At 68.0% G+C, this 26420-nt stretch carries 28 protein-coding genes; 9 read left to right on the forward strand and 19 right to left on the reverse strand.

What is annotated here, in order from left to right; genetic code table 11:
• Window positions 1–121: 121 nt before the first annotated feature.
• Entirely contained in the window at window positions 122–298 is a 177-nt protein-coding gene (locus FHS96_RS15560) for a hypothetical protein (RefSeq protein ID WP_429593313.1), read from the forward strand.
• A 29-nt stretch (window positions 299–327) separates the two neighbouring features.
• Here FHS96_RS15560 and FHS96_RS15565 read toward each other — a convergent pair whose 3' ends face one another.
• The 3 genes from FHS96_RS15565 to FHS96_RS15575 all read right to left on the reverse strand — a co-directional run bounded on the left by FHS96_RS15565 (window position 328) and on the right by FHS96_RS15575 (window position 4179).
• Window positions 328–1035: a hypothetical protein gene (locus FHS96_RS15565; RefSeq protein WP_429593316.1), complete on the reverse strand. Its 708-nt coding sequence runs from the start codon at window positions 1033–1035 to the stop codon at window positions 328–330.
• 4 nt (window positions 1036–1039) lie between these two features.
• Entirely contained in the window at window positions 1040–2239 is a 1200-nt protein-coding gene (locus FHS96_RS15570) for a toxic anion resistance protein (RefSeq protein WP_429593319.1), read from the reverse strand.
• 89 nt (window positions 2240–2328) lie between these two features.
• A complete protein-coding gene (locus FHS96_RS15575; protein WP_429593322.1) occupies window positions 2329–4179 on the reverse strand; it encodes an ABC transporter ATP-binding protein in 1851 nt (616 codons plus the stop codon).
• Between the two features lie 268 nt (window positions 4180–4447).
• On the opposite strand from FHS96_RS15575, the gene FHS96_RS15580 reads away from it, so the two are divergent.
• Window positions 4448–5116, forward strand: a complete 669-nt coding sequence (locus FHS96_RS15580) for a retropepsin-like aspartic protease family protein (RefSeq protein WP_429593325.1) — start codon at window positions 4448–4450, stop codon at window positions 5114–5116.
• 26 nt (window positions 5117–5142) lie between these two features.
• Here FHS96_RS15580 and FHS96_RS15585 read toward each other — a convergent pair whose 3' ends face one another.
• The 3 genes from FHS96_RS15585 to FHS96_RS15595 are packed head-to-tail and all read right to left on the reverse strand — an operon-like array spanning window position 5143 to window position 7398.
• Complete coding sequence (locus FHS96_RS15585) at window positions 5143–5865, reverse strand: class I SAM-dependent methyltransferase (RefSeq protein WP_429593328.1); 723 nt, start codon at window positions 5863–5865, stop codon at window positions 5143–5145.
• A complete protein-coding gene (locus tag FHS96_RS15590; protein WP_429593331.1) occupies window positions 5865–6920 on the reverse strand; it encodes a glycosyltransferase family 2 protein in 1056 nt (351 codons plus the stop codon). The genes FHS96_RS15585 and FHS96_RS15590 overlap by 1 nt, the downstream gene beginning before the upstream one ends.
• A 40-nt stretch (window positions 6921–6960) precedes the next feature.
• Complete coding sequence (locus FHS96_RS15595; protein WP_429593334.1) at window positions 6961–7398, reverse strand: GtrA family protein; 438 nt, start codon at window positions 7396–7398, stop codon at window positions 6961–6963.
• Window positions 7399–7497: 99 nt separating this feature from the next.
• On the opposite strand from FHS96_RS15595, the gene FHS96_RS15600 reads away from it, so the two are divergent.
• Window positions 7498–9285, forward strand: coding sequence for an AcrB/AcrD/AcrF family protein (locus tag FHS96_RS15600; RefSeq protein ID WP_429593337.1), 1788 nt, complete (start codon window positions 7498–7500; stop codon window positions 9283–9285).
• Window positions 9286–9289: 4 nt separating this feature from the next.
• Window positions 9290–9694, forward strand: coding sequence for a DUF1489 domain-containing protein (locus FHS96_RS15605; protein ID WP_429593340.1), 405 nt, complete (start codon window positions 9290–9292; stop codon window positions 9692–9694).
• 34 nt (window positions 9695–9728) lie between these two features.
• On the opposite strand, the gene FHS96_RS15610 is transcribed toward FHS96_RS15605, so the two are convergent.
• Window positions 9729–10451 (reverse strand): head GIN domain-containing protein, encoded by a 723-nt coding sequence (locus FHS96_RS15610; RefSeq protein ID WP_429593343.1) that lies wholly within the window; start codon window positions 10449–10451, stop codon window positions 9729–9731.
• Between the two features lie 156 nt (window positions 10452–10607).
• On the opposite strand from FHS96_RS15610, the gene FHS96_RS15615 reads away from it, so the two are divergent.
• The 4 genes from FHS96_RS15615 (at window position 10608) to FHS96_RS15630 (ending at window position 14441) form a co-directional block, all read left to right on the forward strand.
• Window positions 10608–11477 carry a UDP-2,3-diacylglucosamine diphosphatase gene (locus tag FHS96_RS15615; protein ID WP_429593346.1) on the forward strand — a complete coding sequence of 290 codons (870 nt, stop codon included), beginning with the start codon at window positions 10608–10610 and terminating at the stop codon, window positions 11475–11477.
• Window positions 11478–11500: 23 nt separating this feature from the next.
• Entirely contained in the window at window positions 11501–12529 is a 1029-nt protein-coding gene (locus tag FHS96_RS15620) for a glycosyltransferase family 4 protein (RefSeq protein WP_429594101.1), read from the forward strand.
• Window positions 12530–12670: 141 nt separating this feature from the next.
• Window positions 12671–13351 (forward strand): DUF1013 domain-containing protein, encoded by a 681-nt coding sequence (locus FHS96_RS15625; RefSeq protein WP_429593349.1) that lies wholly within the window; start codon window positions 12671–12673, stop codon window positions 13349–13351.
• A 4-nt stretch (window positions 13352–13355) separates the two neighbouring features.
• Window positions 13356–14441, forward strand: coding sequence for an MBL fold metallo-hydrolase (locus FHS96_RS15630; protein WP_429593352.1), 1086 nt, complete (start codon window positions 13356–13358; stop codon window positions 14439–14441).
• Window positions 14442–14471: 30 nt separating this feature from the next.
• On the opposite strand, the gene FHS96_RS15635 is transcribed toward FHS96_RS15630, so the two are convergent.
• Entirely contained in the window at window positions 14472–14798 is a 327-nt protein-coding gene (locus tag FHS96_RS15635) for a phasin family protein (protein WP_429593355.1), read from the reverse strand.
• Window positions 14791–16263, reverse strand: coding sequence for a wax ester/triacylglycerol synthase domain-containing protein (locus FHS96_RS15640; protein WP_429593358.1), 1473 nt, complete (start codon window positions 16261–16263; stop codon window positions 14791–14793). The genes FHS96_RS15635 and FHS96_RS15640 overlap by 8 nt, the downstream gene beginning before the upstream one ends.
• Window positions 16264–16462: 199 nt before the next feature.
• On the opposite strand from FHS96_RS15640, the gene FHS96_RS15645 reads away from it, so the two are divergent.
• Window positions 16463–16897, forward strand: coding sequence for an RrF2 family transcriptional regulator (locus FHS96_RS15645; RefSeq protein WP_429593361.1), 435 nt, complete (start codon window positions 16463–16465; stop codon window positions 16895–16897).
• Window positions 16898–16947: 50 nt separating this feature from the next.
• Here the strand turns inward: FHS96_RS15645 and FHS96_RS15650 are convergent, their stop codons facing one another.
• From FHS96_RS15650 to FHS96_RS15695, 10 genes are all read right to left on the reverse strand, one after another.
• Window positions 16948–18165, reverse strand: a complete 1218-nt coding sequence (locus FHS96_RS15650; protein ID WP_429593364.1) for a DUF1444 domain-containing protein — start codon at window positions 18163–18165, stop codon at window positions 16948–16950.
• A 155-nt stretch (window positions 18166–18320) separates the two neighbouring features.
• Window positions 18321–19121, reverse strand: a complete 801-nt coding sequence (locus FHS96_RS15655; RefSeq protein WP_429593367.1) for a hypothetical protein — start codon at window positions 19119–19121, stop codon at window positions 18321–18323.
• A complete protein-coding gene (locus FHS96_RS15660) occupies window positions 19118–20002 on the reverse strand; it encodes an ABC transporter ATP-binding protein (protein ID WP_429593370.1) in 885 nt (294 codons plus the stop codon). The genes FHS96_RS15655 and FHS96_RS15660 overlap by 4 nt, the downstream gene beginning before the upstream one ends.
• Window positions 20003–20004: 2 nt before the next feature.
• Complete coding sequence (locus tag FHS96_RS15665; RefSeq protein ID WP_429593373.1) at window positions 20005–20313, reverse strand: DUF3297 family protein; 309 nt, start codon at window positions 20311–20313, stop codon at window positions 20005–20007.
• Between the two features lie 59 nt (window positions 20314–20372).
• Window positions 20373–20969, reverse strand: coding sequence for an NADPH-dependent FMN reductase (locus tag FHS96_RS15670; protein WP_429593375.1), 597 nt, complete (start codon window positions 20967–20969; stop codon window positions 20373–20375).
• 86 nt (window positions 20970–21055) lie between these two features.
• Window positions 21056–22042: a LacI family DNA-binding transcriptional regulator gene (locus tag FHS96_RS15675; RefSeq protein ID WP_429593377.1), complete on the reverse strand. Its 987-nt coding sequence runs from the start codon at window positions 22040–22042 to the stop codon at window positions 21056–21058.
• The gene (locus FHS96_RS15680) at window positions 22039–23097 is read right to left on the reverse strand and encodes an aldo/keto reductase (RefSeq protein ID WP_429593379.1); all 1059 of its coding nucleotides are present in this window, start codon (window positions 23095–23097) and stop codon (window positions 22039–22041) included. Before FHS96_RS15680 ends, FHS96_RS15675 begins: the two co-directional genes overlap by 4 nt.
• Window positions 23098–23194: 97 nt before the next feature.
• Window positions 23195–24400 (reverse strand): MFS transporter, encoded by a 1206-nt coding sequence (locus tag FHS96_RS15685; RefSeq protein WP_429593382.1) that lies wholly within the window; start codon window positions 24398–24400, stop codon window positions 23195–23197.
• A gap of 191 nt (window positions 24401–24591) precedes the next feature.
• Window positions 24592–25209: a peptide chain release factor H gene (prfH, locus tag FHS96_RS15690; protein ID WP_429593384.1), complete on the reverse strand. Its 618-nt coding sequence runs from the start codon at window positions 25207–25209 to the stop codon at window positions 24592–24594.
• Window positions 25206–26309 (reverse strand): RNA ligase RtcB family protein, encoded by a 1104-nt coding sequence (locus FHS96_RS15695; RefSeq protein ID WP_429593385.1) that lies wholly within the window; start codon window positions 26307–26309, stop codon window positions 25206–25208. The genes prfH and FHS96_RS15695 overlap by 4 nt, the downstream gene beginning before the upstream one ends.
• Between the last annotated feature and the right edge of the window lie 111 nt (window positions 26310–26420).

The following is a 26420-nucleotide window of genomic DNA, read 5'->3' on the forward strand; positions in this document are numbered from 1 at the left end:
GCCGCAGCATCCCGCGCTTGACGATTCCGCACGTGACAACATCCAGAATGGATGTGATGCTGCACTGCAGAAAAAATCGAGCGGGTACACGAAGATGCGGTTTGTCAGTCGATTATCGTGCATGCTCGGGCGGCACACGCCCGATCGCGGGCAGGCGCGGCATGACCTCGACTATTGGTGGTCGACCTGCAAATCGTGCGGCACCGTGCTGGTGCGCGATCCGATCGATGGCTGGCGCGTGCCGACCGCGCAGGAAGTGGAAGCGCATGACCGCAAGATGGCGGGCCGCGCCGGATAGTCGCCCGCGCTGGCGCGCGGACTGACCGTTCAGCCTTCGAGTTCGGGATCGCCGCGATATTTGAGCTGCAGGAATTTCTCCTGCACTGCCAGCTTGTCGAGATCGCCCGCGGCGATCTGCTCGCTGATCCGCTTCAGCTCTCCGTCGACGACCTGTAGCCCTTCCACCAGCTGCCGGTCGGGCGTCATGCCGTTGCGTTCCTCGCGGCGCATCGATTCGGGTACGCGTTGCCAGCCCTTGACCAGCTCGGGCAGGTCATCCCCCACCAGCTTGCGGATCTGCAGCGCGGCAGGTTCGCGCTCGTCGAGCGCATGAAGCTGCGTGCTCAGCGTTTCGAGCTTCAGCCCGATGCCGTCGACGAGGTTGATCGCAGGCGCGGGGAGGGCGGGGCGCTGGCGGGCCAGCCAATCCTCGGTCTGCAGCGGCAGCCGGGCAAGCTCGGTGGTCGCGGTCGGCGGAGCGCCGTCCGCGCCTGACGGCCAGGCGACGATCACGCCCGCGGCGACGACCATCAGCAGCAGCGAGAGGAACAGCCCGCCGAGCCCGATCGGTCCGACGATAAGTCCCCAGCCGATCGTGCCGACCGCGATCAGCAATATGGCGAAGATGGTGCGGCCCAGCCGCGCGCGCGCGCGCTCACGCCGGCGTTGCTGGCTGCGCTTGGTAAGGCGCGCGTTGCCGCGCGTGCGGTGGAGATAATCCCCCGCACGTGCGACCGCCCGATCGACATCGGTCATGGCCTCAACTCGCCTCGATCGTGAAGGGGCTGGCCGCCGGCGCGCTCGCCGCCTGCGCCGCACCCTCGGCCCGCGCGATATAGCCCTTCGACTTCTCGACCTCGTTCGACAGCGTCGTCACCGTCGTCTTCATCGAATCGAGCGCCTTCAGTTTGAAGCTGTCGATCGAATCCATCGTGTCGTAGATGTTCTGGAACGCGCGCTGCAGCGTCTCGACCGGGATGGTGGAGGACGCCGCCTGCTCGTGGATCGCCGCGGACTGCGTCTTCAGCATCTCGCCCGTGCCGTCGATGATGCCCGCCGTGGTCGTGTTGAGCGCGGTGATCTGCTCCAGCACCAGCCGCTGGTTGGTCAGCGCCTGCGCGACCGTGATCGCGGTGCGCAGCGCCGACACGGTGGTGGTGGAGGCGCGATCGACGCCCTTGATCAGTTCGACATTGTTCTTCTTGACGAGATCGAGCGCCAGATAGCCCTGCACCGTCACCGCCATCTGCGTCAGCAGATCCTGCGTGCGCTGGCGCACATAGAACAATGCGGTTTCCTTGACCGCCTTGGACTTCGCCGGGTCGGTCGCCTCTAGCTCGGCCGCGCGTTCTTCCAGCTTCGTATCCATCGCCTTGGCGACATGGATCATCTGCTCCAGCCGGCCCATCGCGGCCCACAGGTTCTGCCGCTCGACCGCGATCGCCGCATTGTCCTTGAGCAGCTCGTCCTTGCCGGATGCGAGCGCGCCGAGAATGCCGCTGATGTGCGACTGGGCCGACTTGTACTGGTCGAAATAGTTGCTGACCGTCGATCCCATCAACCGGCTGAGGAAGCCGCGCTTGGCGAAGAACTTGCCGTTCGCTGCCGGATCGAGCTTCTCGACCGTGCGGCGCAGTTCGATGAGGTCGGCGCCGATCCCGGTCTCGGTATCGATTGCCTTCACCGGGCGATCGAGGAAGCGGTTGGACTGTCCCGCCGCGTCCGCAATTTCCTTGCGGCCCATATTGGTGATCGCGTCGACCCGCTTGCCGAACTCGGGCGAATTGACGTCCTGCGCGATCAGATCCTCGACGAAGCTGTCGACCTTGGCGTCGAGCTTCGACTTCTTCTCATCCTCCAGCGGCACCAGCCCAGCCGCCTTCGCGGTCGACACGACCGGAACCGGATCGGGGGCGCTCAGGACGAGGTCGGGTTCCGCGACCTTTGCCGTGCTTGCCATCAGTAATCGTCCTCCAACCCCTTGCCCGGCCAAAATGGCGCGGAATGGCAGAGGGTTCAAGCGCTGTCGGTCGAACGATCGCGCCCCTCCTACCGCCCCGACGCCGCAATCGGCGCATCATCATTCGCATCGCCGCCATCGAACACCTCTCCCAACGGGTCGAGGATCGGCGCGACACCACCCGATTGCCGGTCGAACAGCCGCCGATAGATGCCGTCGGCATTCTCCAGCAGCGCCGCATGATCGCCATCCTCGACGATGCGGCCGCGGTCGAACACGAGGATGCGGTCTAGCGCGCGCACCGTCGACAGGCGGTGCGCGATGACGATCGCGGTGCGGCCCTGCATAAGCCGGTCCATCGCCTGCTGGATCAGCGCCTCGCTCTCCGAATCGAGGCTGGACGTCGCTTCGTCGAGAATCAGGATCGGCGCATCCGCCAGGAAGGCGCGGGCGAGCGCGACGCGCTGGCGTTCGCCGCCCGACAGCTTGACGCCGCGTTCGCCGACCAACGTCGCATAGCCGCGCGGTAGCCGCTCGATGAAGTCGTGCGCATTGGCCAGCCGCGCCGCCCGCTCGATCTCGGCGCGGGTGGCGCCGGGGCGGGCATAGGCGATGTTGTCCGCCAGGCTGCGATGGAACAGGATCGGTTCCTGCTGCACCATCGCGATCTGGCGGCGCAGCGACTGCTGCGTCGCATCGCGCACATCCTGCCCGTCGATCCGCACGGCGCCTTCCGTCACGTCATAGAGTCGCTGGATCAGCTTGACGAAGCTGGTCTTGCCCGATCCCGAATGGCCGACCAACCCCACCCGCTGTCCGGCGCCGATGGTGACATGAAGATTGTCGTAGAGCGGCGTTTCATGCCCGCCGTAGCGGAAGCCGACATGATCGAAGCGGATCTCGCCCGCGCTCACGGTGATGGGCTGCGCGTCGGCGGCATCGTCGATGCCCAGCGGCTCGTCGTGCAGCGCGACCAGTTCCTCCATCTCGTTCACCGCGCGCTGCAGGTGATGGACGTGCTGGCCGATGTCGACGAGATAGCCGTGGACGACGAAATAGCTGGTCAGCACATAGGCGATGTCACCCGGCGTCGCCTTGCCCTCGGCCCACAGCCACAGCGCGCCGCCGACCAGCCCTGTGCGGACCGTCCACAGCACCATCAGCTGCGCGGTGCCCGACCAGGTCGCGCGGGTCCAGGTGCGCCGTGCGCGCTTGCGCCATTTGCCCACCAAAATGCCGAAGCGCTGTTCCTCGCGATCTTCCGCGCCGAACGCCTTGACGACGGCATTGGCGCCGATCGCGTCGGAGAGCAGCCCGCCCATCTTCGTGTCCCACGCGTTGGACAGGGTCGAGGCGGGCGCCACCCACCGCGTCGCCAGCAACACGGTCAGCCCGACATAGAGCAGCGCGCCCACGCCCATGATCGCGCCGAGCAACGGCGCCTGGATCCCCAGCATCGCCATCGTGCCGAGCAGCACCACCAGCGAGGGCAGCAACGCCAGCAGCAGCACGTCATTCATGATGTCGAGCGCCCAGATGCCGCGCGTGATCTTGCGCACGGTCGAGCCCGCGAAGCTGTTGGCATGCCAGTCGGTCGAGAAACGCTGGACACGATGGAACGCCTGCTCGGCAATATTGCCCATCAACCGCAACGTGAACGGGATCGTGCCCATCCAGGCGAGATGGCGCAGCGCCACCATCGCGAGGCCGAGCGCGACCATCGCGCCGAACGCGCTCATCGCTGCGCGGATGTCGGCAGCCGACAACGCATCGACCAGCCGGCCGGCGAACAGCGGCACCGCAACCTCGGTGGCTGTCGCGATGCTGATCGCCAGCGCGATCAGCGCGGCGCGGCGACGCTCGGTGCGCCAGTGGCGGAAGGTGAAGCCCAGGACGGCGCCGATCCGGCCGCCTGGCGGTTTCTTGCGTGGTTCGGACATGATGTGCGTTCACGGCGCGCAGGCGCCGGCTCCAGAAAATGGCGATATTCAGATCGGGACGTTCGGGCCGCTCCTGGCGACCGCAGGGACTCAGGCTCGGGCTTTGCCGAACGCCGAAGTGAGTCCGGGAAGGCGCTGCATGCCGGTCGAAACTGCCATCTATGCCCTCCCTCGTCGCGTGTGGAACCGCTGCCGCACATAGCAGCGGCGGGCCGATGCGGCAACGCCGGTCAGCGTGCAGACAGGCGCGCCATGCTATGACGCTGTCATGCTACGCTCGATCCAGTTCGATCTGCCCTCGCGCCTGCCCGATTTCACCGAGATCGCGGCGAACCTGCCCGTCTATCTGCTACTGCTCGTACCGGTGGTGATCCTGTCGGCGCTGCTGCGGCGCGTGCCGGTGATCGGCACCTTGCTGTCGATCGCGACCTGGCTGGCAATCGCCGGCCTGTTGTTCGTCGCGGTCAGCCAGCATCAGCGCTTCAACCCGGCCTTCGCCGATTTCGCTGACGCGCTGAAGCTCGATCGGCAGACGGTGGTCGGCAAGGAAGTGCGCATCGCGATGGCGAAGGACGGACATTTCTGGGCGAATGTAAAGATCGACGGCGTCGAGCGGCGCATGCTGATCGACAGCGGCGCCACCATCACTGCGCTCTCGGCGGATACCGCGGCCGCCGCCGGCCTGCGCCCGGTCGACGAGGCGATGCCGGTGCTGATCCGCACCGCCAACGGCACCGTGCGCGCGCAGACTGCCGAGATCGCCGACCTCAAGCTCGGCAACATCGCCGCGCGCGAACTGCCTGTGGTCGTCTCACCCAGCTTCGGCGATCTCGATGTGCTGGGGATGAATTTCCTCAGCCGCCTTCAATCGTGGCGGGTCGAGGGACGAACGCTGATCCTGGTCCCGCACCACCCGCAGCCGGTGCGGGAGGGCTGAGACCAAGCGGGACGGTCAAGGTCCGCTTATTCGACGACGGCGACCAGCGAGACGCCGACCGGCAGCGGTACCCGGCCGACCAGATGCCGTTCCACCCCGAAGATGCCGGTGAACAGCCGGTTGAGCGTGCGGGAGGGCATCGCGTCGTCGGCTTCCTGCTTGTTGGTCGCCTTGCCCAGCAGCCGCACCGCCGCTGCCAGCGGGAACAGCAATGTGTTGAAATGGCTGAGCATGCGGATCTTCAGCCCTGCGTCGCCGAACACCCGCTTCAGCGTCGCGCTCGAATAGCGGCGATGATGATGGTGGACCACGTCGTGCGCGCTCCACATCCACGGGTTGGCGGGCACCGTCACCAGCAGCTTGCCGCCGGGCTTGAGCTTGCGGCGGATGCTGGCAAGCGCGGCGCGATCGCCGTCGATATGCTCCAGCACGTCGAGCAGCGCGATCAGGTCGTAATGGCCGTCGGGCACGCCGGTCAGTTCGGGCAGCGGCGCGTTGCCGACCGGGCGGCCGAGGCGCTCGCTGGCGATGGCGCGGGCGGGGGCGTCGATCTCGATACCGTCGACCGCGCCGAATTCGCCCAGCATGCCGAAATTGTGGCCGGTGCCGCAGCCGATCTCCAGCACGCGCGCGCCGGCGGGCGGCGCGACATGGCGGCGGATGATCGCGGAAAGGATCGCGCGGCGCGCGACATACCACCAGTGGACGGCATCCTGCTCGGCCATCCGCTCATAGACTGCACGCTCCATCAGCGTGCCGCCCGCACCGGCGGCCCGGGCAGCACCGCGGGGTCGGGTTGCGCCGCGCCATGGTCGGGCGCTACCGCGGCATCACCCTCCATGCCGATGGTCTGGCGCACGACGTAGAGCGGTCGCGCCTTCGCCTCCACGAGGATGCGGCCGACATATTCGCCGAGCACGCCCAGCGAAATGAGCTGCAGCCCGCCAAGGAACAGGATCGCCGTCATCATCGAGGCATAGCCGGGCACGTCGGCGCCGAACAGCAGGGTGCGTACCATCAGGAATATTGCATAGACGATCGAGAACAGCGCGATGACCACGCCGACATAGCTCCACACGCGCAGCGGCAATGTGGAGCCGGACGTGATGCCGTCGAGCGCGAGCGTCCACAGCTTCCAGTAATTGAACTTTGTGGTGCCCACCGCGCGCGGCGCGCGATCATAATAGACCGCCGCCTGGCGAAAGCCCGACCAGGCGAACATGCCCTTCATGAAGCGGTTGCGCTCGGGCATGCGCTTGATGACCTCGACGACCTGGCGGTCGAGCAGGCGGAAATCGCCGGCATGTTCGGGGATCTTGTCCGAAGAAAGCCAGTTGTGCGCGCGGTAATAGAGGTCGGCAGTCAGCCGCTTGGGCAGGCTGTCGGTCTCGCGATTGCTGCGCACGCCATAGACGACCTCATGGCCTTCCCGCCACTTGTCGAGCATCGCACCGATCACTTCGGGCGGATCCTGCAGGTCGACGTCCATCGGGATGATCGCATGGCCGCAGGCATGGTCGAGCCCCGCCGAAAGCGCTGCTTCCTTGCCGAAGTTGCGCGAGAGGGAGACGGCGCGAACGCGGCGATCGGCGCGGTTGGCGGCGAGGATCGCGGCCAATGTCGCGTCGGACGATCCGTCGTCGACGAACAGGATTTCCCACGCCGGCTGGCGCGCACCGGGAAACAGCGCCTCGAGGATCGCCGAAACCCGCGTGACGAACGGGAAGATTGCCTCTTCCTCATCCTTCACCGGGACGATGATCGATAGCTGGATGTCGGCCGTCACCATGGTTCCGCGGTTCATGCCACAAGTCCCGGGGAAGGATAAGGGAAATGCATCCACGTCAGCCGAACACGAAGCGGCGGTTGAGCGCGAAGGTGACGACGGGGGTAACGAACAGCATCGGCACCACCGGCCACCAGGTGGGGCCGTGCAGTGGGCCGGTGAGCCCCCAGACGAACAGCGAGTTCAGCGCGAAGCTGATCAGCGAGACGATGAAGAAGCGTGATGTGGTGCGCACCACATTGTCGCGGTTGCCATGGCCGCGGAAACTCCAGCGGCTGTGCAGCACATAGCCGAGCCCCATCGCCACCAGATAGGCAACGACATTGGCGAGCAGCGGCGCGATGTGCGCGAAGGTGGCGAGCAGCCAATAGGCACCGGCGCCCACCGCGGTGACGAAGCCGCCGGTGACGCCATAGCGGATGAGCTGCCCGATCAGCCCGCCGCCGCCATTGAGCAGATGAAGGACGCCCGCAGGCGCGCGTTCGGTCGAATCCATCGGCGCCCTCTAGGCTTGGCGCTTCATCTTCTCAATCACCCCGTTTAAAGGCGCCTTCTCTCTGTCGGGAAACGGGGAGCAAAGGTTTAAGGGCGTTGCATGATCGACAAGGCGGATGCGGTGATCACATGGCTGGGCCGGCACTGGCGGCTGGGCGTGCTGCTGGTCTGGGCCCTCACCGCGATCTGGATGGTCAATGAGCGGTGGAATTCGATCCATTGGCTCGTGCTCAACGACACCGACGACAATATGCGGCTCGTCCAGGTCCGTGCCTGGCTGCACGGGCAGGGCTGGTTCGATCTGCGCCAGTACAAGCTCAACCCGCCGGGCGGCTTCGACATCCACTGGTCGCGGCTCGTCGACCTGCCGATCGCCGGCCTCTATCTGCTGTTCCAGCCCTTCGTCGGGGCGGTGTGGGCGGAGCGCTGGGCGGCGGGGCTCGCGCCGCTGCTGCCGATGGGGGTCGCGATGGCGGCCGCCGCGCTGACTGTCCGCCGGCTGATCAATCCCCGGGCCTTTTTCCTCGGCGCGGTGCTGCTGCTGTTCGGCCAGTCCGCGCTGATGATGTTCATGCCGATGCGCATCGACCATCATGGCTGGCAGCTCGCCTTGCTGATGGTCACCGTCGCCGGCCTTTCCGATCCCGATCGTACCCGCGGCGGCGCCACGGTCGGCATCGGCACCGCGCTGTCGATGGTGATCGGCCTCGAACTCTTCCTCTATCTCGCCGTTGCGGGCGCCACCGTCGCGCTGCGCTGGGTGTGGGATGGCGAGGAGCGCCAGCGGATGCAGGCCTATGCGCTCACGCTCGCGGGCGGCACCGCGGCGGGCTATCTGGTCTTCACGTCGGAGGCGAACCGTGTCGCCCGCTGCGACGCGCTGACCCCGGTGTGGCTCTCGACCATGCTCGTCGCGGGTGCACTGCTGTTCCTGCTGTCGCGGCTGCGCATCGAAAGCCGCGCCGGCCGGCTCGCCTTGGCAGTTGCCGCCGGCGGCGTGCTGGCGGGCGCCTTCGCGCTGGCGTGGCCCACCTGCCTCGGCCGGCCTGAACAGGTCTCGCCCGAGCTCGAAAAGCTTTGGCTGGCCAATGTACGGGAGGCCAAGCCGCTCTACAGCCATCCGATGCGCACGATCCTGCCGGTGATCGCGCTGCCGGTGGCGGGGATCATCGGCACCCTGTGGGCAGCGTGGCGCTCGCGGGGGACGCCGGCATTCGGCACCTGGCTGCCGATGGTGGTGCTGACCCTGTTCTCCTCGCTGATGCTGCTTTGGCAAACGCGCGCCGGCCCCAGCGCGCAGCTGCTCGCCATCCCCGGTGCGGCGGCGATCGGCTGGACGTTCGTGCCCTGGGCGGCGATGCACCGCTCGCTCGCTGTCCGCTTCATCGGCACCGGCGCGGCGCTGCTGGTGCTGATCCTGGCGCTCGCCACTCCGTGGATCACCCGCAACCTGCCGGCGACCGTCGCGCCGATCAGCGAATATCGCAAGACGGTGAACCGCGCCAATGGGCGCTGTCCGCAGCTCCGCTCGCTCGCGCCGATCGGGCGGATGCCCGCGGCGACGGTCATGACCTTCGTCGATCTCGGCCCGCGGTTGATCGCGGTGACACACCACAAGGCGATCGCCGGCCCCTATCACCGCAACGGCGATGCGATTCTCGATATCCACCACGCGTTCGACGGCACGCCGGAAAATGCCCGCGCCACCGCGATCCGCCACGGCGCGACGCTGCTGCTGGTCTGCCCCAACATGTCCGAATCGACGATCTATCGCTCGCGCAGCCCCAAGGGCTTCTATGCGCGCCTTAGCCGCGACGAAAAGTTCGACTGGCTGGAGCCGGTGCCGCTGCCCGCGGATTCGCCTTATCGGCTGTGGCGGATAAGATAGCGCCATGCCGCTGAGCATGACCAAGATCGCCTATGGCTGCGAAAGCCTCGAGATTCTCGCGGAGCGCATCGCGATGCGCGCCGGCGCGGGCGAGATGCAGATGACGACGCGCTATTTGCCCAAGCGCCATGCGGAGATGCTCGGCGGATCGCTCTATTGGATCATCCGCCACAATCTCGTCGCGCGCTGCCCTCTGATCGGCTTTGCCGAGGCGGAGGACGGCAAGCACACGATCATCCGGCTGGAACCGGTGCTGATCCCCGTCCGCCCGCGCCCGAAGCGCGCGCATCAGGGCTGGCGCTATCTGGAGGAAAAGGACGCGCCGCCCGATCTGGGCACCGGCGCCGGCGACGTCGCCGCACTCCCCGCCGGGCTGGCTGGCGATCTGGAGGCGCTGGGGCTGATCTGACGCTTTTCTCCCTCTCCCTCAAGAGGGGCTTTGGTCACGCCTTACACTTTACTGTCCCCGACCCCATCGTCCGCGACTTGCAGGTCGCCGGGCCATGGACGATCGCATTTCCCGATCCCAGCACAGAGACATCCGCCGAGGTTTCCGCCGTCGCTTCGACATTGCCCGATCCGGCGACCGACGCGTCCAGCGTACCCACCTTGAGCCCTGCCACCTTGGCGTTGCCCGATCCGGTGAGCGACACCTTCAGACGGTCCGCGGTGCCGGCCAGTTCGGCGTCGCCGGATCCGGTCAGCCCCAGCCGCACCTCGGGCGCGGAAATGGCGGCGACCTTCAAGGTGCCCGATCCCACGACATCGCCGGAGAAGGCGCCATCGACACGATCGATCGCCATGTCGCCCGATCCGGCGATGGTCGCACCCGAAAGCCTGGGCAGCGTCACCAGCACCTTGATGCTGTTGCGCGCGCCATCGCCGATGCGCACGCCGCGCTTGCGGCCGATCTCCAGCACCTTGCCGTCCACCTTGATGTCCAGCGTGTCGAGCACGCCGGTGTCGCCGCGGGCGCTGACCGCGAAGGCGGGGCCCACGCGCACGGTCACATCGTCCGGCCCGGTCAGCGACACCGCCTCGAACCCGCTGAGATCGAAGCGGCGATCACCGTCGACACCGCTCGCCTTCGCCGATCCGATGGTCTCGCCGCCGACGCCGCAGGCACCGAGCGCGAACATGAGGGCGGTTGCCAGAACCGGGCGCATCGGACGTCTCCTCGCTGTGTTGGTATTACAATACACTCAGGTCTGCTGACGTCAAATGCCGCATGCCACCGTCACAGAACCGTCATGCCTAGGTGATTCCAATTGTAACATCATGTCGCCAGAGGTCGCCCATCTCCATGCGGGGAGTTACGGGCCATGGATGCGATAGCGCGACTGCCATTCGAAGGAGACATCGGCGACTTCGTGTCGTCCCAGCCGGCGCATCCGGAGCGCGAGGGGCGGCGCCGCCGCTACCGCACGATCTGGGTGTCCGACATCCATCTCGGCACGCGGGGCTGCAACGCGCGCATGCTGATCGATTTCCTCGATTCCACCGACAGCGAGACGATGTACCTCGTGGGGGACATCATCGACGGCTGGCGCATGAAGAAGCGCTTCTACTGGCCGGCCTCGCACAACGACATCCTCTGGCGGATCATGAAGCGCGCCAAGCGCGGCACGCGGATGGTCTACATCCCGGGCAATCATGACGAGATGTTCCGCCAGTTCACCGGGCTGAACTTCGGCGGCGTCGAAATCCGCCGCAAGGCGATCCACACCACCGCCGACGGTCGCAAGCTGCTGGTGCTGCATGGCGACGAGTTCGACACGATCATGCTCGCGCACCGCTGGCTCGCCCATATCGGCGACTTCGCCTATGAATGGCTGATGCGCGCCAATGTCGTGGTCAACGCGGTGCGCAGCCGGCTGGGCCTGCCCTATTGGTCGCTGTCGAAGCACGCCAAGCACAAGGTGAAGAACGCGGTCGAATTCATCAGCCGCTTCGAGGAAGTGGTGGCGCATGAAGCGGGCACGCGCGGCGTCGACGGCGTGGTCTGCGGCCACATCCACAATGCCGAGATCCGCGAGATCGCCGGCGTCGAATATTATAACGATGGCGATTGGGTGGAGGGCTGCACCGCGCTGGTCGAGCATTTCGACGGCCGGATGGAGGTGCTCCACTGGGCCGACGAGATGAAGGCCCGGGACGCCGAAGAGGCGGCGTCCATCCGATTGGCGGCCTGATGCTCGCGGAGGACGATCGAGAGATGCGCATCGCGATCGTCACCGACGCCTGGAGCCCGCAGGTCAACGGCGTCGTTCGCACCTTGCAGTCGGTCAGCGCGGAACTGCGCGGGCAGGGGCATATCGTCGAGGTGATCTCGCCCGACCTCTATTACTCGCTGCCGTGCCCCACCTATCCGGAGATCCGGCTGGCGATGGCCCGCGCGCGTTCGGTCGGCGCGCGGATCGCGGCGTTTCAGCCCGATGCGATCCATCTCGCGACCGAAGGCCCGCTGTGCCTCGCCGCGCGCCGGTGGTGCCTGCGCAACGACATTCCCTTCACCACCGCCTACCACACCCACTTCCCGGACTATGTCGAGAAGCGCACCGGCGTGCCCGCGCGCTGGGTGTGGCGCTATATCCGCTGGTTCCATGGCCCGGCCCAGTCGGTGCTGGTCTCCACCGAAAGCGTGCGCCGCGCGCTGCGCACGCATGGCGTCGCCCAGCTTCGCCATTGGGGCCGCGGCGTTGATCTCGCCAATTTCACGCCCGATGCGCCGCCGCCGGCTGCCTTCGCCGATCTGCCGCGCCCGATCATGCTCTCCGTCGGCCGTGTCGCGATCGAGAAGAATCTCGAGGCCTTCCTGGCCGCCGACGTGCCGGGCACCAAGGTGGTGGTGGGCGACGGACCGGCGCGTGCCGACCTCGCGGCGCGCTATCCGGATGCGCTGTTCCTGGGCCCGCTGTTCGGCCAGGACCTCGCCGGCGCCTATGTCGGGGCGGACGTGTTCGTCTTCCCCAGCCGCACCGACACGTTCGGATTGGTGATGATCGAGGCGCTGGCCTGTGGCACGCCGGTGGCCGGCTATCCGGTGACGGGGCCGATCGACGTGCTCAACACCCGCGTCGGCGCGATCGGCGAACGGATCGAGGATGCCATCGCCCAGGCGCTGACGCGCGATCGCGGCGAATGCGCAGCCTATGGCCAGGGGTTCAGCTGGACCGCCAGCGCCAGGCAGTTTCTCGCCGGACTGGCGCCGTTTCCGCCGCAGCGGTTCAGCGCCGCGGCCTGAGCCGGTGCCCTGTCACGGCAGTCCGACGACGGGGCTGCCGCGCATGCCGCTTGCCCTCGAGGCGAAGCGCGATTAAATCGGCGTGGATATTGCGGCCGCTCCGTGACGGGGCGGCCCTTCTTTTATCTGGAGTGTTCCGTCGTGGCCCAGCCGCTCATGCCCCATGCGACCGCGTCCTGGCTGGTCGACAATACTGCGCTCAGCTTTGAACAGATCGCCGCTTTCTGTGGCCTGCACATCCTCGAAGTGCAGGCGATTGCTGACGATACCGCCGCGACCAAGCTTACCGGCCGCGATCCCGTCCGCGCGCACGAGCTGACGATGGACGAGATCGAAAAGGGTCAGAAGAACCCGAACTATCGCATGCAGATGACCAAGGGCCCCGAGCAGGTCCGCCGCACCAAGGGTCCGCGCTACACGCCGGTTTCCAAGCGGCAGGACAAGCCTGACGGCATCGCCTGGATCATCCGCAACCACCCTGAAATCTCCGACGGCGCGATCAGCAAGCTGATCGGCACCACGCGCACCACGATCGCGGCGATCCGCGATCGGTCGCACTGGAACATCGCCAACATCGTCCCCAAAGATCCGGTGACGCTGGGGCTCTGCTCGCAGCGCGAACTCGACGCGCTGGTTGCCAAGGCCGCCAAGGCGGCGGGCATCGAGGCGCCGGTCGACGAGCGGCTTGAGGGTGACCGCGAGGCGCTGATCGAACAGCTCCGCGCCGAGCGCGATGCGGCATCGCGCGATGCCGATGCGGTCCATTCCGGCGAGAGCGAGCGCCCGGTCGACTATACCCGCGACACGCTCTTCAAGAGCTGACGCCTTGGAAACGCTCTCGCCCGACGCGTCGCTGACGCAGGACGAGAGCTTCGTGCCGACCAGCCGCAAGGGGCTGGTCTATCCGTTCGGTGAATTCGCCCCCGCGTCCGGTGCCCTGCACCGGCTGTCGGGCGGGGTGCGCTGGGCGCGGATCAGCCTGCCGGGTTCGCTCGGCCACATCAATTGCTGGGTGCTCGACGATGAGGGCGGGGTCGCGATCTGCGACACCGGCATGATGCTGCCGCCCTCGATCGCCGATTGGGAAGCGATCTTCGCCGGTGCGCTCGCAGGGCAGCGCGTGACGCGCGTGTTCGGCACCCATTTCCACCCCGATCATGTCGGCCTCGCCGGCTGGCTCGCGAACCGGTTCGGCGCGCCGGTCTGGATGACGCGCGGCGAGTGGATGACCGCGCAGCTCGCCTGGACCGACGCGCGCGAGACCGTGCCGGACGAGGTGATCGCGCTGCGCCGCGCCGCCGGATGGGATGATGCCCAGATCGATGCGGCGCGCGCCGAGGGCTGGGGCCGGCTGCGTCGTTACATGGCGCAACTCCCGCTCGGCCACCGCCGCATTCGCGATGGCGATCGGCTGACGATCGGCGCGCATGTATGGGATGTCGTCACCGGCTGCGGCCACAGCCCCGAACATGCCTGCCTGATGAATGAGGCGGATGGCCTGCTGATCGCCGGCGATCAGGTGCTGCCGCGGATCAGCTCCAACGTGTCGCTCGGCGTCACCGAGCCCGAGGGGGATCCGCTGGGCGACTGGCTGGGCTCAATCGCCAAATTGCTGGGGCTTCCCGCCGACCTGCTCGTGCTACCCGCGCATGGCGAGCCGTTTCGCGGCCTTCATGTCCGGCTGAAGGCGTTGCATGATGAACATCATGCGCGGCTCGATGAACTCGTGGCACTGCTTGCCGAGCCGCGGCGTGCGATCGACTGTTTCGGCCTGCTGTTCACGCGCCGCATCGGTGCCGAACAAATGGGGCTGGCGAGCGGCGAGGCGCTGGCGCACCTCCGCCACCTCGAAGTCACCGGCCGTGCGGTGCGCGAGGTGACGGACGGCGTCTGGTGGTATCGCGCCGCCTGATCAACGCTTGCGCTCTTAGCGCTTGCCCGATCAGCGCTTGAAAGTGTCGATCGACTCGCGGCCGAACCGAGCGATCAACTCGCCGATCTCCTTGACCTGCGCCATCGATCGGCTGCCCTGTTCCTGGATGTAGCGGCTCTGCAATTCCAGTACCTCGGGCAGGCTGCTTGCCTGCGCGGCGGCGCGCAGCGCGGCGAACGCCTCGCGCGTGTTCGCCTCGGCATGGTCGATCACGGCGGTAGCAATAGCGGCGCTGTTCTCCGCGGCCTTCTGGCCGCCCGCCTTCATTGCCTCACCTGCCGCCTTCAGCGGTTCGGCCATCCCATCGATACCGCCCTTGCCGGGATCCTTAGCCATTTGCGGGCTCCTTGTTCCTGTGCGTTGTCATGCCCGCCGTCGTCGCGGGCCCCCCTGTCGCCGCGGGAACATCCCGCGTCGCATCCGTTGCACGCCGTGCGGGCGCCGCCATCGTCACCGCGCGCGCCAGCCGTTCCGCGCTTGCCGCCAGCGCTGCCGTATAGGTCGCGGGATCGGGCAGCTTGGCGCGGTCGGCGGTGAAGCCGATGACCAGCGAGCCACCCTGCGCGGTCGCGGTGTGCGCCAGCCCGAGATCGTCGGCCAGCGGCACCAGCGCATGCACCGCCAGCAACCGCGCGCCGCCGAAATAGACGTCGCCATCGACGCCGGGAAAGCTGGCCACTGCGGTCGCCACGGGCGGCGCGTCGACATCCGCCAGCCGGCGAAGCTGCTGACGCGCACGCTGCCCGGCCAACGCCGGGCCGAACAGGGTCGTCGCGGTGGACGGCGGCTCGGCCGGCTCGCGATCCAGCTTGCGCGTGATCAGCCGCAGCCGCATGCCATCCTCATCCGCATCGGTCGCCAGCGGCAGCGCGATCGCGCTGTCGCCCGCGGGCAGCAGTGCGGCCAGCGGCGCATGGGGCAGTTCGCCGCGCGCATCGAGATAATGGGCGATGGCACCGCCGACGATCGCGCCGATCACTGCATCGCGCGTCGCGCCGGACGCCGCCTCGATCCGCGCGATCTCCGCCAGCGGCAGCGTCACCGCATCATAGACGCGGTGGGGGCCGACCGCGCCGGCAAACGGGGTGGGGGGCGCCTCCACCGGCGCCGGCACGGGCTCTCCGCGCCGCGCGATGCGCTGCGCGCCGCGGCGGGCGAGGTCAGGCAGCGCGCGGGCCAGCGTCTCGGCGAACTGGAAGGGTTTGCGCAGCGTGTTGAAATAGCTGCTGACGAGAAGGTCGCGAATGCCAGGCCGGCTGTCCGGCTGCCAGTCGTCGATGCTGCCATCATCGTCGAAGCCGGCGGGCAGCGGATCATGCACGGCGGCGAGCATGCGGTCCCCGGCCACCGGATCGATCGCGGCGAGGTGCGTTTTGGCGAACAGCGCGAAGGCGCCCGGCGGCAGCCCGGCCACGCCATCCAGCCCCTCGATGATCGTGAAGTCCCACAGCGGCCGGTTGAGGTCCATCGGCCGCGCATGCAGCCGCGACACGAGGATGCAGAGCTGCCGCCAGTCACCGGGCTGCGGCAGCGCGATGTGGCGTACATGATGCTCTACGTCGAAATCGGGATCCTCGATCCAGTAGGGCGCGTCGAGATCCAGCGGCACGCGCACCAGCCGGCGGCGAAAGGCGGCGGCGCGGCGCAGCCGCGCGGAGACATGGCGCAGGATATGCTTGAAGCGCACCCGGCCATCGGGCGCCGTCGCAGGATCGTAGAGGCACAGCAGCCCTACATGCATCGGCGTCGCCGGCGCATCATGATAAACGAAACGCGCGTCTTCGACGCCCAGTTGCTGCATCCTGCTCTCCCGAGCCCGTTCTGACGGGCTTCGTTCGGCCCGCACACAATCGGAAAGCAGCCCGGCTTGCAAGCCATGCGCGGGAATTCACCTCGAATAAGGCGGAGAATCAGGCCGGACTGCCGCAATCCTGCCATTTGTCTCGATTACCCGAGCAGGGATAAGGCCTTTTCCCGTACCAGGACCCGGACATTCGTCGATGCTGTCGCAGAAGACCCGTTACGCTCTTAGATCGTTGCTCTATCTCGCTGAACGCCATGACGGTTCGCCGATCCAGCTGACCGAGATCGCCGAGACCCAGCAGGTGCCGCGCAAATATCTCGAACTGATCATGCTCGATCTGAAGAAGGCCGGCATGGTGAAGAGCCGGCGGGGCCCAGGCGGCGGCTATGTGCTTGCGCGCCCGGCAAGCGACATTTCTTTCGGCGAGGTCGTCCGCACGCTGGATGGTCCGCTGGCGCTTGTCCCCTGCGCTTCGCTGACAGGCTATCGCCGCTGCGAGGATTGCCATGACGAAGCGACCTGCGCGATCCGCCACGTGATGGCGATGGTGCGGCAGGATACCGCCAAGGTGCTCGACGGCACCTCGCTGGCACAGGCGGCGATGCTGGAAGGCGCGCTCGAAGCGGCTTGAGCGCAGGAGTCTCGCCCCTCCCTTTCAGGGGAGGGGAACAGGACACCTCATTATATCTCGAAGAACCAGGGCGGGCAGGCATGCTCCGTCCGCAACCGCTCCACGACATCCAGCAGCGCCGGTCCATCGATCCGGTAGCGCGGCGGCCATAGCCCCGGCTCGGGCGTAAGTGGCCCCATCACCCGTTCGATCGACTCCCAGCTCCGCGCGATCGTCTTGTCGCCGCTGCTCGATCCGATCAGCACCACATCCGCGCGCGGCAGCAGCGAGAGAGCGTCGGTGGTCCATGTCGCGGCGGTGCGCAGCCAGCCCTCATGTTCGATCAGCATCAGGCTGGCGACGAAGATGTCGGTACCGTCCTTCTCATGCTGGGCGTCGAGCAATTCCTTCTGGCCGCTATAGACCCAGCCCCATTGTTGCCCGCGCAACGCATGGAGTGCGGGCTGGCCGGCGGCCTCCGCGTCGAAGGGCGCCCATGTGCCGTGGGTCAGCCGGATCGGCAGGCAGGAGATCAGGCGATCCGCCTCGGCCAGCCATTGCGTCGCGGCAGCGCCCATATGCTCCAGCGCCGCAGCGTCGTCGGCCCCCGCGACCAGGATCGAACGGCGTTCGAAGACGATCGCCACCGGATCGCCCCTCAGGCCGAGCTGATCGAACAGGTGCGGCAGCAATACGCGCGATGAGTCGTAATGGTCCTGATAGTCGGAGATGTAGAAGCCACCCTCGCCCTGGGTGAACTTGCAGGGGCTTGCCGCCCGCAGATTGTCGAGCGCCTGCGCGGTCGCCGCCGCAAAATCGAACCCGCTGTCACGCAGAGCGTCGGCGGTGAGCAGGCGGATGCCATGTTCCGAATCCGACGCGATCAGCATCGCCATCACGTCGCACAGCGGCTGCATCGCGCCTTCATAGCTGTTCGCCGGCAGCCCGAGTTGGTCGGCTGCGATCGGCTCGAAATCGAGCCGTGCGCGGATGATCGGCATCAGGCTTTCGCCCGGCACCTGATCGGGCACGCCCGCCGCGGTTTCCAGCAGGAAGCCGGTGATCTTGGCGAATTCCGCCTCGCGCCCGGTGGCACCATCGGCCTCCTGCCAGCCGCGAAACATATTGCCCAGATAGACGCGGCCGGTGACGCCGGCGGTATCGATCTCGAACCGATCCTTGTCGTAGTTCAGTGCGCCTTCCCAGCCTGCCTTGCGCAGGCGGGACATCACCTCACGGGCGAAGCGATCCTGCTCGGTGCCGCCGCGGAAGAAATCGAGGAGGGCCATGCATGCTCCCGATGTTTGGGCGATGCCGGCCGATGCCGGCGCCATCCGCTTGATATGCCGGAAAAAATGGCGGACGACGTGGCGCTGGTGGAACGGTTCGTGGGAGGGGCTGAACGGTTCGACCGATTTCCGCACCGCTCCTTTCGCGCAGCAGTCTACTCCCGCGCCAGATCCTGCCGCTCGAAGATCACCACCGCCGCCACCACCAGCGCGATCACCCACAGGGCGAGCACGCCGGCCCCCGCCAGCGCGACATCGCCGGGGATGCCGCCCACCGCCCAGCCGCGCACCGCATCGCCCGCCTGCGCTGGCGCCAGCAAATAGCGATCGAGCGCCGGCCCTCGCGTCACGAACCCCAGCGCCATGGTCTGCGCCAGCGCGAGCAGGAAGGCAGGGAGGGCGCCGCCGAGCAGCGAACGGCTCGCGACCGCGCCGAGGCCGGCCATCGCAGCCACCACCAGCATCTCCAGCAGCGATCCGGCAAAGCCGGCGGCCAGCGCGCCGATCCAGCCGGCGCCGGCGGGCCAGGCCAGCGGCGCACCATGAAGCAGTGGCTGGTAAAGCCCGGACAGCACGTCCGCCAGCATCGACAGCAGCAGGCTGACCGCCGCGAAGATGGCGAACACCGTCACCTTGCCGAGGATCAGATTGGCACGGCGGTTGCGCGGGGTGGCGAGGCGCCAGCTTTCGTAGCGGTAATCGCCCGCGAACAATGATGCCGCGCCGATCGCGTAGAACAAGGCCGCAATCGGATTGCCTGCGGCATTCAACCCGCGCAGCGCCAGCGCCACCGGATTGGTCGCGCTGAGCAGTTGGGCATCCGTCACCCGCATCACATTTTCGAGCGCGACGCCGAGCAGCAGCGCGAACAGCGGCACGAAGCCATAAGCCCAGAACAGCATCACGCGGTTGCGCCGCGCGCGGAACAGTTCGGCGCGGATCGCGTCGGCAATCATCGGGCGCCTCCGGTCTGCTGGAAGAACAGGCTTTCCAGATTGGCGCCCTCCCAGCGCGCCTCCTCGATCGCCACGCCGGCCGCGACCAGCGCTGCGATCAGCGCGGGCGCTTCGCTGCGCTCGATGTCCGCCAGCACGGCATCGCCATCGCGCTGGCCGCGCTCGCCCAATGTCGCGAGCACCGCGTCGGCGGGCGTGGCGCTGATCCGCAGCCGCGCGCGGGCGGCCAGCATGTCGTCGATCGCGCCGGTCGCGACGAGGCGGCCATGGTCGAGGATGGCGACGCGATCGCAGATGCGCTGCACCTCGTCGAGCAGATGGCTGGAAAGCAGCACGGTGACGCCGTCGACGTCGGCAAGGTTGCGCACCAAGGCGCGGATCTCGCTGATGCCGGCCGGATCCATGCCGTTGGTCGGCTCGTCGAGGATGATGAGGTCAGGCGTGCCGACCAGCGCGGCGGCGATACCCAGCCGCTGCTTCATGCCGAGCGAGAAGGTATCGACCCGGCGATCTGCGGCATCGGTCAGCCCGACGCGGTCGAGCAGCTGATCGGGATCGAAGCGCCTGAGGCCGCCGACCAGCGCGACATGGGTCAGCGCCTCGCGCGCGGAGAGATAGGCGTGGAAGCGCGGCGTCTCGATGAAGCTGCCGACTCGGCGCAGAACGGCGGGGCTGGGCGGGGCGCCGAACAGTTCGACCGAGCCGGCGCTCGGCCGCACGAGGTCGATCGCGATGCGCAGCAGGGTCGATTTGCCGGCACCGTTGGGGCCGAGCAGCCCGAACACGCCGCCGGCGGGCACATCGAGATCGAGACCGGCCAGCGCCTGGACCGCCCCGTAACGCTTCACCAGCGATCGGGCGGCCAGCGCCGGCACGGCCATGATCAGTCGGCCTTGTCCGGGGTTTCGCCCGCTTCGGCGTCACCGGCTTCTGGCTCGGCCTCCGCCTCGTCGCCAGCGGTCAGGAAATAGGGCTCAACCGGGCCGGAAAGCTTGATCGTCAGCGGGCGACCGCGGCGATCGACCTTCTTGCCCAGCGCCACGCGCACCCAGCCTTCGGACACGGAATATTCTTCCACGTCGGTCCGCTCATTGCCCTTGAAGCGGATGCCGATGCCGCGCGCGAGCACATCCGCGTCATAATGCGGGCTGCGGGGATCGTTGCAGAGGTGATCGGGCGGTGTGTCGGCCATGTCTTTACGCTTTCCGATGAACAGATTGGGCGCGCTGATAGCGGCGGCGCCCGCGCGCGTCACCCCTCGATTGCGTCGCCGGTGTCGGTGATCGACGGGCTGGTCTTGTGCAGCCGCGCGAATTCAACGACCTGGCGGCCGACGAGCGCCAGCTGCGCCGCCACGGCCTCGTCCGTGCAGCCTTCGGCGGTAAACAATCCGCCGACAGTGCGGATCGCGGCACCCAGCGGCGTCGGCCAGCCGCGCAGCGCGTGGACGATCGAACGCATCGTCGCCAGCGTGCTGCCTGTCGCCTGCCAGCCATAAGCGGTGGCGATCAGCCCCACCGGCAGCCCGTCCAGATAGACGCGGGCGTCGCGCGCGGTTTCTTCCAGATAGTCGATCGCATTCTTCACGCCGCCGGAGATCGAGCCGTGATAGCCCGGGCTCGCCAGGATCACGCCGTCGGCCTCGCGCACCGCGGCGACCAGCGCCTTGCCGGCTTCCGAGTTTTCGGATCCGGGCACGCCATAGATCGGCAGTGCGCTCAGGAACGGCCCATCGAACAGTCGCACGTCGGCGCCTGCCGCGGTGGCGGCGTCCAGCGCGACCTTCAGCGCCAGTTCGGTGGACGATGATGGTTTGGCGGTGCCGCCCAGGCCGACGATCTTGACCACTTCATTCTCCCGGATGTTGCAGTTGCGGTAGCGCGCCGGCGGGAGCGATCAAGCCGTGGCGACCGACTTTTCTCCGCAGACGGCGATCAGCCACCTGCGGAGACGCGATCGACGAGCAGCGGCTGGACGGTGCGGATGGCATCGCCGCCGGGCGGATCGCACAGCATAGCCACCGCCATCGCGACCATCTCGTCGACGCGCTGGTCGAAGGTTGCGAGCGCATAGCCGGGCCAGGAGGCGGCCTCGATATTGTCATAGCCGATGATGCGGAAATCGGCCGGGCAGCTGCGCCCGCCGGCGCGTAACGCATCGATCACGCCCAGTGCGGTCAGGTCGTTGGCGCAGAAGATCGCATCGGGCGGACTCCCCTGCGACAACAGCGCACGGCCCGCCGCGAGGCCGCCGGCATGGTGATAGTCACCGGGCAGTTCGAGCGGCGCGGGCAGGCCGAGCGCCGCGAGCGCCTCGCGAAAGCCGATGCCGCGCTCAACCTGCGAGATGCTGTCGAGGGGGCCCGCGACATAGGCGAAGCGGGTGCCGCCGCGGGCGTGGAGCAATCGCGCCGCCTGCATGCCGGCGGCGCGATTGTCCGATCGCACGCTGCGCACCCACTCGGTTTCCACCGCGGAATTGAGCGTGACGATCGGCACGCGATAGGCCGAGAGCGCCTCCGCCACCGGCTGCGACTGCACCGAAAGCGCGCTGACGACGCCGTCGACGCGATAGCCGGCAAGCCGGCCCACCGCATCGTCGAGCGCGCGGTCGCTCTCGATCTGGATCAGCATGATCTGGCGGCCTGCCGCGGTCAGCGCGCGGGTGAAGGCCTCCAATGTCATCGCGTAGAAGGGATTGTAGAAGCCGCCGACGACCACCGCGATAATGCCGGTGCGTCCCTTCAGCATCATGCCGGGCAGCAGGTTGGGGCGGTAATTGAGGTCGGCGGCGGCGCACTCGATCCGCTCGCGCATCTCCGGTGAGATGCTGGCACCGGGCGTGAACGCGCGCGATACCGCCGATTGCGAGACGCCCGCCCGCCGCGCGACATCGCGCGAGGTGGGCGGGCGATCGTTCATGCGAGGTGTGAGCCGATCAGCACATGGTCGGCGGCCGAAAGCCGATCCGACGCGGTCGCCTTCTGGTGCCAATAGGGATAGAGCAGCGGCGGCCGGCTGGCTGCCTCCAGCTTCGCGACATCCTCGGCGCTCAACACCAGTTCGGCCGCCTTCAGATTGTCGGCGAGCTGCGCATCGGTGCGCGCGCCGACGACGAGGCTGGCGACGCCCGGCCGTGCCAGCAGCCAGGCAAGCGCCACCTGCGCCGGCGTGGCGCCCTCATAGCCCTTGGCGACTTCGACCAGCACCTCGACGATATCGTACAGTGCCTCGACGTCGCGCACCGGCGGCTCGTCCCAGTTGGCGGCCTTGCGCGTTCCTTCGGGCTCGGGCTGGTTGCGGCGATACTTGCCCGAGAGCAGCCCGCCGGCGAGCGGCGACCAGATCACTGCGTCGACGCCCTGGTCGACCGCGATCGGCAGCAGCTCATATTCGGCTTCGCGCGCCTGCAAGGTGTAATGGATCTGCTGGCCGACCGGTCGGACGAGCCCTTCCTTCGCGGCGGCGGCGAGCATCTTCATGATGTGCCAGCCGGAGAAGTTGGAGACGCCGACATAGCCGATCTTGCCGGCGCGGGTGAGGTCGTCGAGCGCGCGCAGCGTCTCTTCCACCGGCGTCTGCCCATCCCACTGGTGGCACCAGTAAAGCTCGATATGGTCGGTGCCGAGCCGCTTGAGGCTCGCCTCGCAGGCGCGCACGATGTGGTGGCGCGAAAGGCCGCGCTCGTTGGGGCCCTTGCTACCGGTTGGGAAGCGCACCTTGGTGGCGAGCATGAGCCGGTCACGCCGCCCGGCGATCGCCTCGCGGATGATCTCTTCGGACATGCCGGCTGAATATATATCCGCCGTGTCGAGCATGTTGACGCCGGCATCCAGCGCCATGTCGATCTGCCGCCGGGCGCCTTCGATGTCGGTATTGCCGGTCTTGGCGAACGCGCCCTGGCCGCCGAAGGTCATCGTGCCCAGGATGAGCGTCGAAACCTTGAGGCCCGAGGCGCCGAGGGTGCGGTATTGCATCGAAACGTCCTTTCGTCTGGATGGAACGCTGTTTCGTCACCCCGGCTCGACCTGGGGTGAAGAGGAGTTTGGGAATTCGGCGAGTCACCCTCGAGATTTAGCGCCGCCCCTCCCGGTCCGCGAGCATCGACAGCATCCAGAACAGCAGCCCCCCCGCCGCCAGCGCGGCGCCGACCCAGCCGGTCGAGGGCAGCCCCCAGCCGGCGGCGATCGCCATGCCGGCAAGCCACGGCCCCAGCGCGTTGGCGGTGTTGAACGCGCTGTGGTTGAGCGCCGCAGCCAGGGTCTGCGCCTCACCCGCCACGTCCATCAGCCGTGTCTGCAGCGCGGTACCCAGGCCGCCGCCGCAACCGATCAGCACCACCATCGGCGCCAGCGTCCAGAGGCTGCCGGTGGCGAAGGGATAGATGGCAAGCGCGACGAAGCTCCAGATCAAGACGCCCGCCACCGTCGGCATCAGCTTGCGATCGGCCGCCCAGGCGACGGCGAAATTGCCGCCGGTCAGGCCGATGCCGAACAGCACCAGCAGCACCGGGATCATAGCGGGCGAAGCCTGCGTCACGGTCAGCACGGTCGAGGCAAGATAGGTGTAGACCGCGAACATGCCGCCGAAGCCGATCGCGCCGATCGCCAGCGTCAGCCACACCTGCTTGCGCTTGAGCGCGGAAAGCTCGGTCAGCGGGCTGGCGTCCTTCGCGGGCGCGGTCCGTGGCGCGAAGGCGGCGATCAACCCCGCAGTCGCCAGCGCCAGCCCGCTGACGAGGATAAAGCCCCAGCGCCAGCCGACGAGCTGGCCGATCGCATTGGCGAGCGGCACGCCGATGATCGTAGAGACGGTCAGCCCGGTCATCACCAGTGCGAACGCCTGCGCGCGCTTGGCGGGATCGACCAGCGAGGCGGCGACCAGCGCCGCGACGCCGAAATAGGCGCCATGCGGCAGCCCGGCAACGAAGCGGGCGGCGAGCATCAGATGATAAGAGGCGGCGACCGCGGAAAGGCCGTTGCCCAGCGCGAACATCAGCATCAGCGCGATCAGCAGCGACCGTCGCGGCAGCCGCGCGGCCAGCACCGCGATCAAGGGTGCCCCGACGACCACGCCCAGCGCGTAGGCGCTGATCACATGCCCGGCGGTCGGCGCGTCGATGCCGAGGTCGGGCGCGAAGAAAGGCAGCAGGCTCATCGTCGCGAATTCGGTGGTGCCGATCGCAAACCCGCCCATCGCAAGCGCGAACAGGATGAGCCCGACCGGCGCCGCGCGCGCATCCGGCGCGGGTGCGATCCGCGACAAGGCGGCAGCGGACATCGACTCACTCATCATTCGGGCTCCGGAAGGGGGCTGCATCACAGCGCGGTGCCTCTAGCACCAACGGCTTTGCATCGCGATGCAAATCGCAGATGCAGTGGATGCAATCGCAACGGGCGTCGCCAATGGCGCTTCGCAGCGAGGCGGCGGCATTGGTGATTGTCCGGCGGTTGCGCGCACAGTTTCCCGCCTCAACCCAACCGGAAATCCTCCCCCCGATAAGTCCGCACCGCATTGCCCCGTTCCAGACCCTGATTGCGGCTCCATTCCTCCCGCCGCCCGGCCGCTGCCGCCGCGTGCCGCCGCTCCTCCAACAGCAGCGACAGCTTCAGCCGCGCGATGCGGCGGTTGGCGAACTGGGATCGCTGGTCCTGCGAGAAGCTGGTCAGCCCGGTCGGCAGATGGGTGGCGCGCACCGCGCTGTCAGTCTTGTTGACATGCTGGCCACCGGGGCCGGAGGCGCGCAGCGTCTGGTAGCGGATGTCGGCGTCTTCAAGGTCGAGCCCGTCCTCCGCCTGTGCCACGCGCGCAGCACCGACGAACCAGTTGCGCCGCCGGTGGAGCGGGCGGAACGGGCTGCTGCCGATCCAGCGGATTGTGCCGGAGCGCGCCGCCGCGAACGCCTCGGCACCATCGCCTTCGATGCTGAGCAGCAGCGAAGCCGCCGGCCCCGCGACCGGCTCGACGGGCGTGCAGGCGAGCCCCGCAGCGCGCGCCTCCGCCGCCCAGACGCGCGCGAGCTGGGCGACGACCCACTCGCACTCCCTCGGCCCTTGTCCGGAGGAGAGGTGCAGGATGATCGCGGTCATGCGCGGCGCACCTTGTAGGTCAGCAGCGGGCAGAGCATCGCGACCGGATCGACCAGCCCCGCCTGCTGCAGGTCGCGCACGACCTGGTGGATATCCTTGTACGCCTGCGGCGCCTCCTCGAAGATCAGGTCGCGATCCTCGCAGATCACGCGGCTGCCCAGCCGGGTGCGTTCCAGATCGGCGATCCGGAAGCGGCGGGAAAGCTTGCCGCGCGCCTCGCCGCGGCTCCACTTGCGTCCCGCGCCATGCGCCAGCGACTGGAGCGCCTCCTCCGCCCGGTCCGGCCGCGGGCGCACGACATAGGTCATGTCGCCGCGGGAGCCGGGGATGACGACCAGTCCGCCATCCGCCGGCGCCGCGCCCTTGCGATGCAGCCAGCCGTCGCGGTGGCGGGTCACGCTGTTGTGGCACAGGTCGAGCAGCCGCTCGCCACGCGTCGCCAGCCGGTCGAGGAAGCGCTCCGCGATCACCGCACGGTTGAGCACCGCCCAGCGGGTTGCGGCGTCGTGCTCGGCCAGATAATCGGCGCAGGCGGGATCTTCCGCGGTCAGCCCCGCGACGTTGAACCGGCTGCGGTGCCGGTCGAGGATCGCCTGGCCCAGCCCGCGCGAACCGCTGTGCACCATCAGATGCACTGCCCCCGCGTCGAGCCCGGCTTCGGCGAACAGCGCCGCGTCGATCACCGTGTCGACCCGCAGCAGTTCGGTGAAATGGTTGCCGCCGCCGATGGTGCCCAGCGCTTCGCCGGCATCCGGCGGCAATCCGGCCGCGACGAGGCGCCCGGCGCGGTCGCCCGGCCAGGTCTCGTCCAGCCCGTGCAGCCGCCGCTCGGCGGCGTCGGCGCGGAACTTGCGCAGCGCGATGTCGGTGCGCCACAGCCCCATGCCGCAGCCGATGTCGCTGCCCGCGAGATGCGGATAGACATGGCTGCGCGACCAGAACGCAGCTCCCACGGCGATGCCGCGCCCGGCATGAAGATCCGGCATGCCGACGACGGCGTCGATGCCGGGCAGCGCCGCGGTCTGGCGCAGCTGGTCGACCGCGAGTTGGTCGATCCAACTTTCGGACGAGGCGATGATGCGAATATCGGCCCCGTTCATTGCACGGCCGCCTGACGGAGGGTGAAGAGATTATGTGCCGCGGCGTCATCGTTGCCGCGGAGAAGGATCAGGCGAAGACGATCGCCTGCAGGGGGCTTGCCCATGTCGAAA

It is taken from the genome of Sphingomonas zeicaulis, assembly GCF_050433225.1.
In the GTDB taxonomy this organism is placed as follows: Bacteria; Pseudomonadota; Alphaproteobacteria; order Sphingomonadales; family Sphingomonadaceae; genus Sphingomonas_D; species Sphingomonas_D zeicaulis.